We start from the raw sequence: 14,749 nt of genomic DNA, 5'->3' as shown, positions 1-14,749 counted from the left end.
CGAACACGAGCGAGACGATCGCAGGGGACAGCGGGTGGAGCGACCTCCGAATCTTGCCGCGGCCGTCGAGGCGGCTGCCGAGGCGCTCATCGGTGTGCTCGACTCCGCCACCTCGCGGCACACGGTGAGCGTCTCGCCCACCCAGCTACGGGTGCTGTCGCTGATCGTGTCGCATCCCGACACCAACGTGAACCGGCTGGCCGAGTTGCTGGACGTGGTCCCGTCGTCGGCCAGCCGGCTCTGTGACCGGCTGGAGGCGGTGGGCCTGCTGCGCCGGGCGGCCGACCCGCGGGACCGGCGCGAGGTGCGGCTCATCCCCACGAGCGCGGCCGAGTCGCTGCTGCGGGAGTTGCAGGAGCGGCGGCACCGGGCGGTGCAGGCGGTGCTCGACCGGATGCCCCACCGGGTGCAGCACGAGCTGTTGCTGGCGTTGCTGGCGTTCGGCCAGGCGGCCACGGTGGCGACGCCGCAGGCCGGCTCCGACTCCACCGCCCGTACGGCCTGATCCGCGCGCCACCGCCCGCACCAGTGTCCTAGGATGCTTTAGCGGATGTGACGGTCCCCACCGTCACGACACTGAGCAGCCGCGCAGCGCAAGCACCGGAGGAGCGCCGGCAGCCCGATATAGTGGCAGCGCAACTGGCCGGCCCATGATCCGTTCGATGGTGGGCCGCATCGGGGAGGGCGCCGGCATCCGACCGGCCGACAACGCGCACGTTCCTCCGGCGGCCGAACGTTCGGCCGCCGGACCGTGCTGCGGAGGGGGGTTGGGGTGTCGCATCGGCCGGCTCCGGCGGAGCAACCGGGGGATGCGGCGACGGTCTCCGCGGACCGCGTCCTCACGTTGCCCAACCTGATCAGCTTCGTCCGGCTTCTCGGCGTGCCGCTGTTCCTCTATCTCTTCCTCGTGGCCCGGGCCGACGCGGTCGCCGTCGTGGTGCTCGCCCTGGGCGGCACCAGCGACTGGGTCGACGGCTGGATCGCGCGACGCCTGCGACAGGTGAGTCGGCTGGGCGAGCTGCTGGACCCGCTGGCCGACCGGCTCTACATCCTGGCCACGTTGCTGGCGTTCACCGCCCGTGCGGTGGTGCCCTGGCAGTTCACCGCGGCGCTGCTGGCCCGTGAGCTGCTGCTGCTCGGCTCGCTGGGGGTGTTGCGCCGCTACGGCTACGGCCCGCCCCCGGTGCACTACATGGGCAAGACCGCGACGTTCCTGCTGCTGGCGGCGTTCCCGATCCTGCTGTTGGCCGACGCCGCGCCGGGCGTGGCCACCGTCGCGGGCGCGATCGGCTGGGGCCTGGGCTGGTGGGGTCTTGTCCTCTACTGGGTGGCCGGCGCGATGTACGTGGTGCAGGCGCGGCGTCTGGTGCTGGCGATGCGGGCGCGCCGCGCGGGGGTCACGGCATGACGGCGGCGCCCCGGGACGGGCAACGGGACCCGTCGGCGCGGGTGTACGCGCCGGACTTCCTGACCGAGTTGTTCCGCAATCCGCTGGATCCGGGTTACGCCGACGCGGCGGCACGGCGGGCGGCGGGTCCGGTGTCGCGGGTGCGGGAGGTGCTGGGTCGGCCGGTGAGCCTGGTGGTGCTGGCGGTGATCGGGTTCCTGTTCGCGGTGGCATACCGGGAGACGGTGGCGGAGGAGCCGAGTCGGGCGACCGCGCGGGCCGGCCTGATCGAGGCGATCAAGCAGCGGGAGGCGGAGACCGACCGGTTGACCGCGCGGGCGGAGCAGTTGCGCGAGGAGGTCGGCCGGCAGCGGGACGCGGCGTTGAGCGGTTCGCAGGCGTCCCGGCTGCGCAATCTTGAGGCCGGCACGGGCCTGGGTCGGGTGCGGGGGGACGGGGTGGTGGTGCGGTTGGCCGACGCGCCGCGCGACACGGACGCGGTGACGGGGGCGGAGGCCGGCCCGTCGCACGTGTTGTACTCCGACCTGCAGAAGGTGGCGAACGGGTTGTGGGCGGCGGGCGCGGAGGCGGTGTCGATCAACGGGCAGCGGTTGACCGCGACGTCGACCATCCGGCAGGCCGGTGAGGCGATCCTGGTGGACTACCGGCCGGTGACGAGTCCGTACGAGGTGCGGGCGATCGGGCCGGGGTCGATGCGGGACACGTTCGACGACGGTCGGGCGGCGGGGTTGATGCGGGAGGTCGCGCGGACGACGGGGTTGTCGTTCGGGGTGAAGGAGGTCGACGACCTCACGCTCCCGGCGGCTCCGGAGCCACAGCTACGCTACGCCGAGCCTTCGGTGCGTCCGAGTCCGTCGGGTTCGGGTGTCGCGGGTTCGTCCAGTCCTGGGCCGTCCGGCTCGGGTGTTTCTTCCAGCCCTTCCGGAGGTGGCCGATGATCGCGGTGCTGGCGTTGCTCGCCGGTGTGGTGCTGGGGGTGTATCTGGATCCCACGGTGCCGGCGGCGTTGCAGCCGTATCTGCCGATCGCGGTGGTGGCCGCGTTGGACGCGGTGTTCGGTGGGGTGCGGGCGAAGCTGGACCGGATCTTCGACGACAAGCAGTTCGTGGTGTCGTTCATCTCGAATGTGCTGGTGGCGGGTCTGATCGTGTATCTGGGTGACCAGTTGGGCGTGGGTGGTCAGTTGTCCACGGGTGTGGTGGTCGTGCTCGGGGTGCGCATCTTCGGAAACGTGGCGGCGATTCGTCGGCACCTGTTCCGGGCGTAGGTTGGTGGCGATGAGCGAGGAGCACCGGGAGACGGGTACGGGATGGCCGGAGCCGGCGGGGCCGGGGCGGCCGTCGGGGCCGGCGGGTGAGCCGGATCCGCGTCCGGATGCGCCGGATCCGGACGAGTTGAGCCCGTTGGCGCCGGCCGAACCCGTGGAACCTGCCGAACCGACCGAGCCGGTCGAGCGGGAGGATGTGCCGGCGCCGGCGGAGGAGCCGGGGGCGCGGGCGCGGCCGGAGCGGGTGTCCGGGGCGCGGCGGTTGACGTCGGCGGGCGCGATGATCGCGGTGCTGCTGGCGTTGTTGGGGTTCACCCTGGTGGTGCAGTTGAAGACGACGTCGACGGATCCGACGCTCGCGGCGACGCGGGAGGAGGATCTGGTGCGGATCTCGTCGGATCTGGATGCGCGGGAGCGTCGGCTGCGGCAGGACATCGAGGCGTTGGAGGAGAGCCAGCGGCAGTTGCGGTCGGGTGAGCAGGGTCGGCAGGCGGCGCTGGAGGAGGCGACGCGGCGGGCGGACGAGTTGGGCATTCTGGCCGGGACCCTGCCGGCGGTGGGGCCGGGTCTGGAGGTGCGGTTCTCGGGGCCGGACAAGGCGATGTCGTCGACGCGGATCCTGGACGCGGTGCAGGAGTTGCGGGGTGCGGGCGCGGAGGCGATGCAGATCCAGGGTGCGGACGGCACCGCGGTGCGGGTCATCGCGTCGACGTATTTCGTGGACGGGTCGGGTGGTGGCCTGCTGGTGGACGGGCGGCGGTTGGTGGGCCCGTACTCGATCCTGGTGATCGGTGATCCGGCGACGATGCGTACGGCTTTGAACATTCCGGGCGGGGTGGTCTCCGCGGTGCGGGAGGCCGGCGGTAACGTGACGTCCGAGGATCGTGAGGTTGTGGAGGTTTCGCAGCTACACGCGCCGATCAAGCTGGACCACGCCCGGCCGGTCTCCTGACCGGTCGCGGCCGCGCCGGTTCGCCCGGTGCGCCGATGACGAAGGACGCAGTTGGTGATTCCTGAGGATCTGCGGTACACCGCCGAGCACGAGTGGGTCGTCGGTGGTGACGGTGGTGTCGTCCGCGTCGGTATCACGCACTTCGCGCAGGACGCTCTGGGTGACATCGTGTTCGTGCAGTTGCCGGACTCCGGCGCGGTGGTGGCGGCGGGTGAGTCGCTGGGGGAGATCGAGTCGACGAAGAGTGTGTCGGAGATCTACGCGCCGTTGAGCGGCACGGTGTCGGCGCGCAATGAGGCGTTGGCCGACACCCCGGAGGTGATCAACACGGATCCGTACGGCGCGGGTTGGTTGGTGGAGATCACTCCGGATGATCCGGCTGCGGTCGATGGTCTGTTGACCGCTGATGCGTACCGCGGGCTCACCGAGAGCTGAGGTCGTGTCGTGCCGGGCGGCGGGGTTGGTTCCGCGCGTCCGGTTGCCCTGCATTTCGGCGCTGGCTAGGCTCGCCCAGTCGACCGAGAACCAATAGTTTGAGCGTTGCGGAATGCGCCTTCCCGGCACGGGGAGCCAGCCGCCGGGTGTGGGTTCGCCCGGCGGCCAGACCCGCCATTTCCTGACGCCGACCGAACAGATCCGTGAGGTGGTCCCATGACGCGCCCAGACGACGAGTTCCCCCCGCTCGACGTCACTTCGACGCTCAATCTCGGTTCGCTCGACGAAGTGCTGGAGGGGCCGGACACCGATGTGGTGCCGAGCCGTATGTCCGGTTCGTTGCCGCCGGGAATGGCGTTGCTCGTGGTTCGCCGGGGCCCGAACGCGGGTGCCCGGTTCCTGTTGGACCACGATGTGACGACGAGTGGGCGGCACCCGGACAGTGACATCTTCCTCGACGACGTGACGGTGTCGCGGCGGCACGCGGAGTTCCACCGGGACGGTGGCACGTTCACGGTGCGGGACGTGGGCAGCCTGAACGGCACGTACGTGAACCGGGAGCGGGTCGAGGCGGCCACGTTGAGCAATGGTGACGAGGTGCAGATCGGTAAGTTCCGGGTGGTGTTCATCGCCGGTCCGCGCCCGGAGGAGGAGGCCGGCCGGGGGTGAACGAGCCTGCGGCTTCGACGCCGTCCGGGGCGGGGCGTGCGCCTGCGCTGATGAGTATCGGCGAGGTGTTGGCGCGGTTGCGGGCGGAGTTTCCGGACGTGACGATCTCGAAGTTGCGGTTCCTGGAGGCCGAGGGCCTGGTGGAGCCGCAGCGGACGCCGTCGGGTTACCGGAAGTACGGCTGGGATGACGTGGCGCGGTTGCGGTTCGTGTTGACCGCGCAGCGGGATCAGTATCTGCCGTTGCGGGTGATCCGGGAGCAGTTGGCGCAGTGGGACGCCGATGGGGCGCCGTCGGGTCGGGCGCGGCCGAATCTGGTGGCGGTCGGTCCGGGTGGTGAGGTGCCGGGTCGGGAGCCGGTGGAGCCGGTCGAGTCGGCTGAGGTGCGGCTGGGTCGGTCGGAGTTGTTGTCGCGCAGCGGGCTTGACGAGTCGACGTTTGTCGAGTTGGAGCGGCTCGGTGTGGTGGTGTCGGATCCGCCGGGGTGGTATGACGCGGATGCGTTGATCATCGCGAGTGCGGTGGCGGGGTTGGCGGCGTACGGGTTCCAGCCGCGGCATCTGCGGGCGTACCGGTCGGCGGCGGATCGTGAGGTGGGTTTGTTCGCGCAGTTGGTGGCGCCGTTGGTGCGGCAGAGCGATCCGGCGGCGCGGGCGCGGGCGGCGGAGACGGCGCGGGAGTTGATGGCGTTGTCGCAGCAGCTGCATGCGGCGTTGGTGCGGGTGGGGTTGCGGTCGACGTTGGGCCGGTGAGGTGTCGGTGGGGTCGGGTGCCGTGGGTGCCCGGCCCTTCGTCGTGGGTGGGCGCGCGACGTTCGGGCGGCGTGGGCGTGTCGTAGGCTTGCCGGGGTAAGCCGTCTGTCGAGGCGTGGTGCACGTAGCGCGTGGGACTTGCGTGTCCTGTGTCCGTGTACCGTGCAGGGAAGGCGCGGTGCGATGGTGACGACGACACGGAGGCGGCGGTGCGCGAGCTGAGCGTGGTCGGAGTTCGGGTGGAGTTGCCCAGCAACCAGCCGATCGTCCTGCTGCGGGAGGTTGAGGGGGACCGCTATCTGCCGATCTGGATCGGCGCGGTCGAGGCGACGGCCATCGCCTATGAGCAGCAGGGGGTCAAGCCGGCGCGGCCGTTGACGCATGATCTTCTGCGGGATGTGTTGGCGGCGTTGCAGGCGCCGTTGCGGGCGGTGGAGATCACCGAGTTGAAGGAGAACGTCTTCTACGCGGATCTGTTGCTCGGTGACGGCGTGCGGGTGTCGGCGCGGCCGAGTGATTCGATCGCGTTGGCGTTGCGGGTGGGTGCTCCGATTCGTTGTGCGGAGCAGGTCCTCAGCGAGGCGGGGATCGTGATCCCGGACGAGCAGGAGGACGAGGTGGAGAAGTTCCGGGAGTTCCTGGATCAGGTGCGGCCGGAGGATTTCGCGGGTTGAGTGGGTCCGGCCGTCTGGTCGGGGTGGCGCGGCGGTGGTTGTCACGGTGGTGGCGGCTGGCCGCCGTGTGTGCTGTCGCGGGTTGGTAGCGCGGCGTGTCGGGTGTCTCCTGCCGGTGTTGTCGTCTCGTCGGCGTTAGGGTTGCCGTGTCGAGGGGTGCCCGTACGGGGACGTGGTGCCGCACGGGCGGGGAGGTTGGTCCGGATGCACGAGCCGCGAGATCCTGGTCCGAGTTCGGAGCAGCAGGCGGGTGTGGGGCCTGGGTCGTTCGCTGACGGTGAGGTGGGCTACCGGGGTGTGACCGCCTGTTCGGCGGTGGGCATCAGTTACCGGCAGTTGGACTACTGGGCGCGGACGGCGTTGGTGGTGCCGAGTGTGCGGGATGCGTCGGGTTCGGGGACGTCCCGGTTGTATTCGTTCCGCGACCTGGTGGTGTTGAAGGTCGTGAAGCGGTTGTTGGATGCCGGGGTGTCGTTGCAGAACATCCGTCGGGCGATTGAGGCGTTGCGGTCGCGTGGGGTGGATGATCTGGCGGGCATCACGTTGATCTCCGATGGGACGACGGTGTACGAGTGCCGGTCGCCGGAGGAGGTGGTCGACCTGTTGCAGGGCGGCCAGGGGGTGTTCGGCATCGCGATCGGTGGGGCGTTCAAGGAGATTCAGGGTTCGTTGTCGCATCTGCCGGCGGAGCCGGCGGGTGGGCCGGAGCGGGATGCCATGGTGGCGGAGCCTGAGGTGGATTCGGTGGGGGACGAGTTGGCGGCGCGGCGGGCGCGGCGCCGGGCCGGATGATCGTTGTCGGTGTCTCCTGTATGGGATCGCGTCGTGGCCTTTTCGGCCCGGCGCGATTCGTCGTTTGGTGACGGTGTGTGTGCGGGGTGCGGGTTCGGCGGGTGGGCGCGGCCGGGTGTGGGGTGGGGGGCGGTGTGTGCAGGTCGCGGTGGGTGTCCGTGTGGTGTCCGAACGAGACGGTGGGGATCCCGGTGGGATGACACGTTTGTGTCGTATCCCTCGGATCGGGTTACAGTGTTGACTGTCCGTGGTCGACGGTTGTCCGAATTCTGACCGGGTGGGCGTGAAGCGTGGCGGCGGGCGCGCTATGGTCCCTGACGGTCGCCGGCATGCCGACGTCACGGTGCGTGATGTCATGTCGCTGGCGACGTCCCCTGCCGCGGCGCTGCCGCGGGCCCCTCGCGGAAGGACTCAGCATGACGGTGACGAACGAGACGACCCCGGTCTCCCACTACGAGCGCATCGGCGGCGCGGCGGCGGTGAAGGCCGCGGTGGAGGTGTTCTACGACCGGGTGTTGGCGGACCCGGACCTGGCCGGCTACTTCACCGGTGTGGACATGGCCGAGCAGCGGCGGCACCTGGCGTTGATGCTGGCGGTGGTGTTGGGCGGCCCGAACGAGTACGCGGGTCGGGGGTTGGCCGAGGCGCATCAGCCGTTGCATATTCCGGGGGACCACTACGCGAAGGTCGGTGAGCACCTGACGGCGACGTTGGCGCAGTTGGGTGTGCCGGGTGACGTGATCGACGACGTGCGGGGCGTGCTCGGTCAGGTGCGCGATCAGGTCGTGTCGGCGGGGAACGCCTGAGCGTGGACGCGGCGCGGCTCAAGCAGAGTTGGGCGCTGGTGGCCGGGCACGGCGACCAGGTGCCGCTCTACTTCTATTCGACGCTGTTCCTGGCGCATCCGGAGACCCGGCAGATGTTCGGCACGAACATGGCCGGGCAGCGGGACCGTCTGGTGTCGGCGTTGGGGCACATCGTGTCGCACGTGGACCAGGTGGATCTGCTGGTCGGGTTCCTGCGGCAGTTGGGCGCGGACCACCGCAAGTACGCGGTGCGGGCGGAGCACTACCCGGCGGTGGGTGAGGCGCTGGTGGCGACGTTGCGGCATTTCAGCGGTTCGGCGTGGACCGACGAGCTGGCCGCGGACTGGGTGGCCGCGTACGGGCTGGTCGCGCGGGTGATGACGGAGGCGGCGCAGGCGGCGGAGGCGCATTCCCCGCCGTGGTGGGTGGGGGAGGTGCTGGTCCACGAGCGGCGCACGTTCGACGTGGCGGTGTTGACGGTGCGCCCGCAGTATCTGCTGCCGTTCACCGCGGGCCAGTCGATCGGGGTGTCGCATCCGGCGGTGCGGTCGTGGCGGTACTACTCGCCGGCGAACGCGCCGCGCGCGGACGGCACGGTGGAGTTGCATGTGCGGGCGGCGCCGGGTGGGGCGGTGTCGTCGCGGTTGGTGTACGGGTGCGCGGCGGGGGATCAGATCCATCTGGCGGCGCCGGTGGGGGACGGGTTGGCGTTGTGGTCGGCGGGGTCGTCGGATCTGCTGCTGCTGGCCGGTGGGACGGGTTGGGCGCCGGTGAAGGCGTTGGTGGAGCAGGTCGCGGCGGAGGGTTCGGGGCGGCGGGTGGACCTGTATGTGGGGGCCCGGTCCCGGACGGAGTTCTACGACAGCGAGGCGATCGACAAGTTGGCCGCGCAGCATCCGTGGTTGCGGGTGTCGTACGTGTCGGGTGCGGATCCGCGGCGGCCGGGTGAGGTGACGCCGGTGGTCGACCGGGTGTTGGCCGAGGGGGACTGGCGGTCGCGGCACGTGTACGTGTGTGGGTCCGACGAGATGGTGAGCCAGTCGGTGGCGGCGTTGACCGGGGCGGGTTACGCGCCGGGTCAGGTGCATCACGAGGGTTACGGCAAGCATTGGTACGGGCCGACGTGGCGTACGGCGACCATCCCTGACGGAGGTATCCGGTGAGTGCGACTCCGATCAGCAGTTATGACGACGCGCAGCACGTGTCGGGGCCGGTGCAGGTGCGGTTGACGTCGGACCGGGTGCGGCGGTGGGAGTTCGGGGCGGCGGCGTTCACCCGTCGTGGGTACGAGCAGACCGACGTGGACCGGTTCCGGATGCAGGTGGCCGACGAGTTGGATCTGTTGGCCGCGCAGGTGGCGAATCTGCGGGCGGAGAACGAGCGGCTCAACGACCATCTGGAGTTGCACCGGCACGGGGTGATCCCGAGCGCCGACAAGCCGGTGATGCCGGCGGCGAAGGAGGTGAACCTGTTGTCGGCGGCGCAGCGGGAGGCGGAGCAGATCATCGCGCAGGCGCACGACTACGCCCGCCGGGTCGCCGAGTACGCCCGGGTGCAGTACGAGAGTTACATGCGGGCGGCGGCGGAGGAGGCGAAGCGGGAGGCCGAGCGGGCGGTGGTGGAGTACCGCAGCAACGCCGGGGGGAACGTCGACGACGCGGTGGCCACGCGGGAGGCGTTGCGGATCTTCGGGGAGATGATGATGTCGCACATGCGGGCGGCGGCCCGGCATCTCGACGACGGCAGTGAGCAGTTGGCGCGGACGATGGAGCGCATCGCCCGGGAGGTGCCGCCGGTCGGTGGGGAGCCGCAGCCGGCGTTGCCCCGTCACCAGCGCTGAGCGGTGCGGAGGGGCCCCTTGTCAACGCCGAGGGGTCCTTCCTTGTTCGCCGGTCAGGCGGCGAGCGCGTCGACGGCGTCGGCGATGGGGGTGTCCCCGGCGACGAGTTCGACGGTGTGCCCGGCGGTGCCGGGGGCGTACAGCAGGGCCAGCAGGACCCGGGCGACGTCGGCGCGGCTGACCGGCCCGGGGGTGACGGGGCGGGCCAGGGTGATCCGGCCGGTGGGTGTGTCGTCGGTGAGCCGGCCGGGGCGCAGCACGGTCACGTCGAGGTCCCGGCCGGTGATGTCGTCCTCGGCGGCTTTCTTGGCCCGCAGGTAGGCCGCCCACACGTCACCGCTGTCGGGTGCGGGCGGGTTGTCCACGCCCATGGAGGAGAGCAGCAGGTAGCGGCGGACCCGGGCGCGGGCGGCGGCGTCGGCGAGCAGCACGGCGGCGCCCCGGTCGACGGTGTCCTTGCGGTCGGCGCCGCTGCCGGGTCCGGCGCCGGCGGCGAACACGACCGCGTCGGCGCCGGTCAGGTGGGCGGCGAGCGTGTCGACGTCGGTGTGTTCGAGGTCGACCACGACGGGTTCGGCGCCGGCGGCGCGCAGCGCGGCGGCGTGGTCGGGGTTGCGGATCAACCCGACGGCGGTGTCGCCGCGTCCGGCGAGTTCCCGTTCCAGCAGCTTGGCGATCTTCCCGTGCCCTCCGGCGATGACAACGCGCATGGTCCCACCGTAGCCGCGCGCGGGCACCCGGCCGCGTCGCTCATGAGGTTGGCGGCGGCCCGCTGCGGCGTGTCGCACCATCGACCTCGTGATCACCGGAGGCGCGGTGGTGGGGCGAGCGGGCTGGGCGAGGGAACATGGGTGGGTGAGTGATGCGATCGAGGCGTTGACGTCGCTGGTGGCGGCGGGGGGTGTGGTGGTGCTCAGCGGCGCCGGCCTGTCCACCGAGTCGGGCATTCCGGACTATCGTGGGCCGAGTGGCGCAGCCCGCCGGCACACCCCCATGACCTATCAGGCGTTCACCCGGGACCCGGACGCCCGGCGGCGCTACTGGGCGCGCAGCCACCTGGGGTGGCGCACCGTCGCCCGGGCCGCGCCGAACGACGGGCACCGGGCGGTGGCCCGGTTGCAACGCGCCGGGCTGCTCGCCGGGATCATCACCCAGAACGTCGACGGCCTGCACACCGCCGCCGGCGCCACCGGCGTGATCGAGTTGCACGGCCGCCTCGACGAGGTGACGTGCCTGGACTGCGGCAACCCGACCGGCCGCGACGAGGTGCACCGGCGCCTGACCGAGGCGAATCCGGGGTTCGACGCGCGGGTGGCGCACGTCAACCCCGACGGCGACGTGGACCTGCCCGACGAGGCGGTGTCCGGGTTCCGCACGGTCGACTGCGGGGTGTGCGGCTCCGGGATGCTGAAACCGGACGTGGTGTTCTTCGGCGAGACGGTGCCGGCGCCGCGGGTGGCGGACTGTTTCGCGCTCGTCGAGGGGGCACGGTCGCTGCTGGTCCTCGGGTCGTCGTTGACGGTGATGTCGGGGCGGCGGTTCGTGTTGCGGGCGGCGAAGCACGGCATCCCGGTGGGGATCGTCAACCAGGGCGTCACCCGCGGCGACGGGTACGCCACGGTGCGGGTGGACGCCCCGCTGGGCGCCGCCCTGACCGGGCTCGCCGCCGCCCTGGCCGCGCCGGCGGGCGCCCCGGTGTGATCAACCCCCGGGACATGAGCCGGAAACACGGCCGCTGGTAGCGTGGGAGACGCCGGTACCACCCACGTGGGAGAGACCGTCGATCAGGCGGCGCCGAAGGGGCAGATTCTCCCCGGAACCTCTCAGGCAAAAGGACCACGTGGGCAGGCGCTGTGGAGCGCGTCAGCGCGACTCAGGGGGAGGCCGACCCGTCGACCTCGCCCCCTCGCAAGGAGCGCCGCGCATGACCGCTGAGCAGTTCGCCGACCGGCACATCGGCCCCGACCCGGCCGCCGAGCGCCGCATGTTGGAGGCCGTCGGTTACAGCTCCGTCGACGAGCTGATGGACGCCGCGATCCCCGAGGTGATCCGCTGGCACGGCACCCTGGACCTGCCGGAGCCGGCCACCGAGCGGGAGGCGGTCGCGGAGCTACGCGCCCTGGCCGGGCGGAACACCGTCGCCGTGTCCATGATCGGCCTGGGTTACCACGGCACGCACACCCCGGCGGTGATCCGCCGTAACGTGTTGGAGAACCCGGCCTGGTACACCGCGTACACGCCGTACCAGCCGGAGATCAGCCAGGGTCGGCTGGAGGCGCTGCTGAACTTCCAGACCATGGTGACCGACCTGACCGGCCTGGCCACGGCGAACGCCTCGATGCTCGACGAGGGCACCGCCGCGGCCGAGGCGATGACCCTCGCGCGGCGGGCGTCGAAGAGCACGAGCCCGGTGTACGTGGTGGACGCCGACGCGCTGCCGCAGACCATCGCCGTGCTCACCGGCCGCGCCGAGCCGCTCGGCATCGAGGTGCGGGTGGTCGACGTGGACGCCGACGGGTTGCCGGCGGAGTTCTTCGGCCTGCACCTGCAGTACCCGGGGGCGTCCGGCGCGGTGCGCGACCACGCGCCGTTGGTCGCCGCCGCGCACACCGCCGGGGCGCTGGTCACGGTCGCGGCGGACCTGTTGGCGTTGACGCTGCTGCGCCCGCCCGGTGAGATCGGCGCGGACATCGCCGCCGGCACCACCCAGCGTTTCGGGGTGCCGATGGGCTTCGGTGGGCCGCACGCCGGCTACCTGGCGGTGCGCGCCGGCTTGGAGCGGATGCTGCCGGGCCGGCTGGTCGGGGTGTCCCGCGACGCCGCCGGTGATCCCGCGTACCGGCTGGCGTTGCAGACCCGGGAGCAGCACATCCGGCGGGAGAAGGCGACGAGCAACATCTGCACCGCGCAGGTGCTGCTGGCGGTGATGGCCGGCATGTACGCGGTGTATCACGGGCCGGACGGGCTGCGGACGATCGCCCGGCGTACCCACGCGGTGGCGGCGCGGCTCGCGGCCGGGCTGCGCGCCGGCGGCGTCGAGGTGGCGGACGTGGCGTTCTTCGACACGCTCACCGCGACGGTGCCGGGCCGGCGGGCCGCGCAGGTGGTGGCCGCGGCGGCGGCCCGGGGCGTGAACCTGCGGCTGGTCGACGCCGACCGGGTCGGCGTGTCCTGCGACGAGACGACCACCGGCGCGCACGTGGCGGCGGTGTGGGCGGCGTTCGGCGTCGACGGCGTCGACGGCGACGTGGACGCGGCGTTGCCGGACGGCCTGGCCCGCACGTCGGACTTCCTCACCCATCCGGTGTTCCGGTCCCACCACTCGGAGACGGCGATGCTGCGCTACCTGCGCCGGCTGGCCGACTTCGACTTCGCGTTGGACCGCGGCATGATCCCGTTGGGGTCGTGCACGATGAAACTCAACGCCACCAGCGAGATGGAACCGATCAGCTGGGCGGAGTTCGCGCACCTGCACCCGTTCGCGCCGGACGCCCAGACCGCCGGCTACCGGGAGCTGATCGCCCAGTTGGAGGGTTGGCTGGCGGAGGTGACCGGCTACGACGCGGTCAGCGTGCAACCCAACGCCGGGTCGCAGGGTGAGCTGGCCGGGCTGCTGGCGATCCGCGCCTACCACCGGGACCGCGGCGACGGGCACCGCGACGTGTGCCTGATCCCGTCGTCGGCGCACGGCACCAACGCCGCGTCGGCGGTGATGGCCGGGATGCGGGTGGTGGTGGTCGGCTGCGACGCCGACGGCAACGTCGACCTGGTCGACCTCGACGCGAAGATCGACAAGCATCGGGACGCCCTCGCCGCGATCATGGTGACGTACCCGTCGACGCACGGGGTGTACGAGACGGGCATCGCGCAGTTGTGCGCGAAGGTCCACGACGCCGGCGGTCAGGTGTACGTCGACGGGGCGAACCTCAACGCGCTGGTCGGGTTCGCCAAGCCGGGGATGTTCGGGGCGGACGTGTCGCACCTGAACCTGCACAAGACGTTCTGCATTCCGCACGGCGGCGGCGGCCCGGGGGTGGGGCCGGTGGCGGTACGCGCGCACCTGGCGCCGTTCCTGCCCGGTGACCCGCTCGGCGCGCGTGCCGACGGCCGGCCGGCGATCTCCGCGTCCCGGTACGGGTCGGCGGGGATCCTGCCGATCCCGTGGGCGTACCTGCGGATGATGGGCGCGCCGGGGTTGGTGCGGGCCACCGGGGTGGCGGTGCTGGCCGCGAACTACGTGGCGGCGCGGCTGCGGCCCCACTTCCCGGTGCTGTACGCCGGTAACAAGGGCCTGGTGGCGCACGAGTGCATCCTGGACCTGCGTGCGTTGACCCGGGCGAGCGGGGTGAGCGTCGACGACGTGGCGAAGCGGCTGATCGACTACGGTTTCCACGCCCCGACGATGTCGTTCCCGGTGGCGGGGACGCTGATGGTGGAGCCCACCGAGAGTGAGGACCTGGCCGAGCTGGACCGGTTCTGCGACGCGATGATCGCCATCCGCGGGGAGATCGACGAGGTGGCGTCGGGGCGGTGGCCGGCCGGCGACAACCCCCTGGCGAACGCGCCGCACACCGCGGCGATGGTGTCCGGCGACCAGTGGCCGCACCCGTATCCGCGGTCGGTGGGCGCCTACCCGGGCGGCGTGGACCGGGCGGGGAAGTACTGGCCGCCGGTGCGGCGGGTCGACGGCGCGTACGGCGACCGGAACCTGGTCTGCTCCTGCCCGGCGCCGGAGGCGTTCGAGGAGAGCTGAGCGGGGTCACGCCGGGGCGGTGGTGGATCGCCGCCCCGGCCGGGCGCGCCGACGGTCACCGCCGGCGCGTACGCTCAGGCGACGCAGCGTGATCGTTCAGGCGACGAGGGCGTGGCGGGCCGGTCCCCGGTGCGGGGCGATGGTCCGCCCGTCGGGGAGCAGCTCACCGGTGTCCTCGAAGACGATGACGCCGTTGCAGAGCAGGCTCCAGCCCTGCTCAGGGAAGCAGGCGAGGACGCGGGCGGCTTCGCGGTCGGTCGCGTCGGCGGAGGGGCAGGTGGGCTGGTGCTGACACATCGGGTTCTCCGGACTGTGGGGGCACTGTGTCATGGTTCACATGACCAGTGACGCACAGTACCAAGCGAAACCGCGCGGCATCGAGCAAGGTTGCGGCTTGTTCA

The 14,749-nt window shown here is 71.7% G+C and carries 17 protein-coding genes and 1 riboswitch; of the genes, 15 read left to right on the top strand and 2 right to left on the bottom strand.

What is annotated here, in order from left to right; all coding sequences use genetic code 11:
- The first annotated feature begins 34 nt into the window (after positions 1-34).
- The 13 genes from O7619_RS18960 (at position 35) to O7619_RS18900 (ending at position 9,595) form a co-directional block, all read left to right on the top strand.
- The gene (locus O7619_RS18960; protein ID WP_282282354.1) at positions 35-505 is read left to right on the top strand and encodes a MarR family transcriptional regulator; all 471 of its coding nucleotides are present in this window, start codon (positions 35-37) and stop codon (positions 503-505) included.
- A gap of 267 nt (positions 506-772) precedes the next feature.
- Positions 773-1,408 carry a CDP-alcohol phosphatidyltransferase family protein gene (locus tag O7619_RS18955; RefSeq protein ID WP_282282353.1) on the top strand — a complete coding sequence of 212 codons (636 nt, stop codon included), beginning with the start codon at positions 773-775 and terminating at the stop codon, positions 1,406-1,408.
- Entirely contained in the window at positions 1,405-2,346 is a 942-nt protein-coding gene (locus O7619_RS18950; protein WP_282282352.1) for a DUF881 domain-containing protein, read from the top strand. The genes O7619_RS18955 and O7619_RS18950 overlap by 4 nt, the downstream gene beginning before the upstream one ends.
- Complete coding sequence (locus O7619_RS18945) at positions 2,343-2,675, top strand: small basic family protein (RefSeq protein ID WP_007071104.1); 333 nt, start codon at positions 2,343-2,345, stop codon at positions 2,673-2,675. Before O7619_RS18950 ends, O7619_RS18945 begins: the two co-directional genes overlap by 4 nt.
- 10 nt (positions 2,676-2,685) lie before the next feature.
- Positions 2,686-3,627: a DUF881 domain-containing protein gene (locus O7619_RS18940; RefSeq protein ID WP_282282350.1), complete on the top strand. Its 942-nt coding sequence runs from the start codon at positions 2,686-2,688 to the stop codon at positions 3,625-3,627.
- A gap of 54 nt (positions 3,628-3,681) precedes the next feature.
- Positions 3,682-4,062, top strand: coding sequence for a glycine cleavage system protein GcvH (gcvH, locus tag O7619_RS18935; protein WP_282282348.1), 381 nt, complete (start codon positions 3,682-3,684; stop codon positions 4,060-4,062).
- 216 nt (positions 4,063-4,278) lie between these two features.
- Entirely contained in the window at positions 4,279-4,731 is a 453-nt protein-coding gene (locus tag O7619_RS18930; protein WP_007071101.1) for an FHA domain-containing protein, read from the top strand.
- Positions 4,732-4,781: 50 nt separating this feature from the next.
- Positions 4,782-5,483, top strand: coding sequence for a MerR family transcriptional regulator (locus tag O7619_RS18925; protein WP_282282343.1), 702 nt, complete (start codon positions 4,782-4,784; stop codon positions 5,481-5,483).
- 209 nt (positions 5,484-5,692) lie between these two features.
- Positions 5,693-6,157: a bifunctional nuclease family protein gene (locus O7619_RS18920; protein ID WP_091577612.1), complete on the top strand. Its 465-nt coding sequence runs from the start codon at positions 5,693-5,695 to the stop codon at positions 6,155-6,157.
- A 204-nt stretch (positions 6,158-6,361) separates the two neighbouring features.
- Complete coding sequence (locus O7619_RS18915; protein ID WP_282282339.1) at positions 6,362-6,949, top strand: MerR family transcriptional regulator; 588 nt, start codon at positions 6,362-6,364, stop codon at positions 6,947-6,949.
- Positions 6,950-7,365: 416 nt separating this feature from the next.
- On the top strand, positions 7,366-7,755 hold the full coding sequence (locus O7619_RS18910) for a group 1 truncated hemoglobin (protein ID WP_282282338.1): 390 nt from the start codon (positions 7,366-7,368) through the stop codon (positions 7,753-7,755).
- Positions 7,756-7,757: 2 nt separating this feature from the next.
- Positions 7,758-8,918, top strand: a complete 1,161-nt coding sequence (locus tag O7619_RS18905; protein WP_282282337.1) for a globin domain-containing protein — start codon at positions 7,758-7,760, stop codon at positions 8,916-8,918.
- Positions 8,915-9,595, top strand: coding sequence for a cell division protein DivIVA (locus tag O7619_RS18900; protein ID WP_282282336.1), 681 nt, complete (start codon positions 8,915-8,917; stop codon positions 9,593-9,595). The genes O7619_RS18905 and O7619_RS18900 overlap by 4 nt, the downstream gene beginning before the upstream one ends.
- A 53-nt stretch (positions 9,596-9,648) precedes the next feature.
- Here O7619_RS18900 and O7619_RS18895 read toward each other — a convergent pair whose 3' ends face one another.
- Positions 9,649-10,305, bottom strand: a complete 657-nt coding sequence (locus O7619_RS18895; RefSeq protein WP_282282335.1) for an NAD(P)H-binding protein — start codon at positions 10,303-10,305, stop codon at positions 9,649-9,651.
- Positions 10,306-10,450: 145 nt separating this feature from the next.
- On the opposite strand from O7619_RS18895, the gene O7619_RS18890 reads away from it, so the two are divergent.
- Both O7619_RS18890 and gcvP read left to right on the top strand, forming a co-directional pair.
- Positions 10,451-11,296: an NAD-dependent protein deacetylase gene (locus tag O7619_RS18890; RefSeq protein ID WP_282282334.1), complete on the top strand. Its 846-nt coding sequence runs from the start codon at positions 10,451-10,453 to the stop codon at positions 11,294-11,296.
- 57 nt (positions 11,297-11,353) lie between these two features.
- Positions 11,354-11,444: riboswitch (glycine riboswitch) on the top strand.
- 75 nt (positions 11,445-11,519) lie between these two features.
- Positions 11,520-14,348, top strand: a complete 2,829-nt coding sequence (gene gcvP, locus O7619_RS18885) for an aminomethyl-transferring glycine dehydrogenase (RefSeq protein WP_282282333.1) — start codon at positions 11,520-11,522, stop codon at positions 14,346-14,348.
- 96 nt (positions 14,349-14,444) lie between these two features.
- On the opposite strand, the gene O7619_RS18880 is transcribed toward gcvP, so the two are convergent.
- Positions 14,445-14,645, bottom strand: coding sequence for a DUF5999 family protein (locus O7619_RS18880; RefSeq protein WP_013286363.1), 201 nt, complete (start codon positions 14,643-14,645; stop codon positions 14,445-14,447).
- Positions 14,646-14,749 lie beyond the last annotated feature (104 nt).

It is taken from the genome of Micromonospora sp. WMMD998, assembly GCF_029581235.1.
Lineage (GTDB): Bacteria > Actinomycetota > Actinomycetes > Mycobacteriales > Micromonosporaceae > Micromonospora.
Note: the sequence above shows the minus strand (reverse complement) of the source record. Positions and strands in the feature narration are given on the sequence as shown.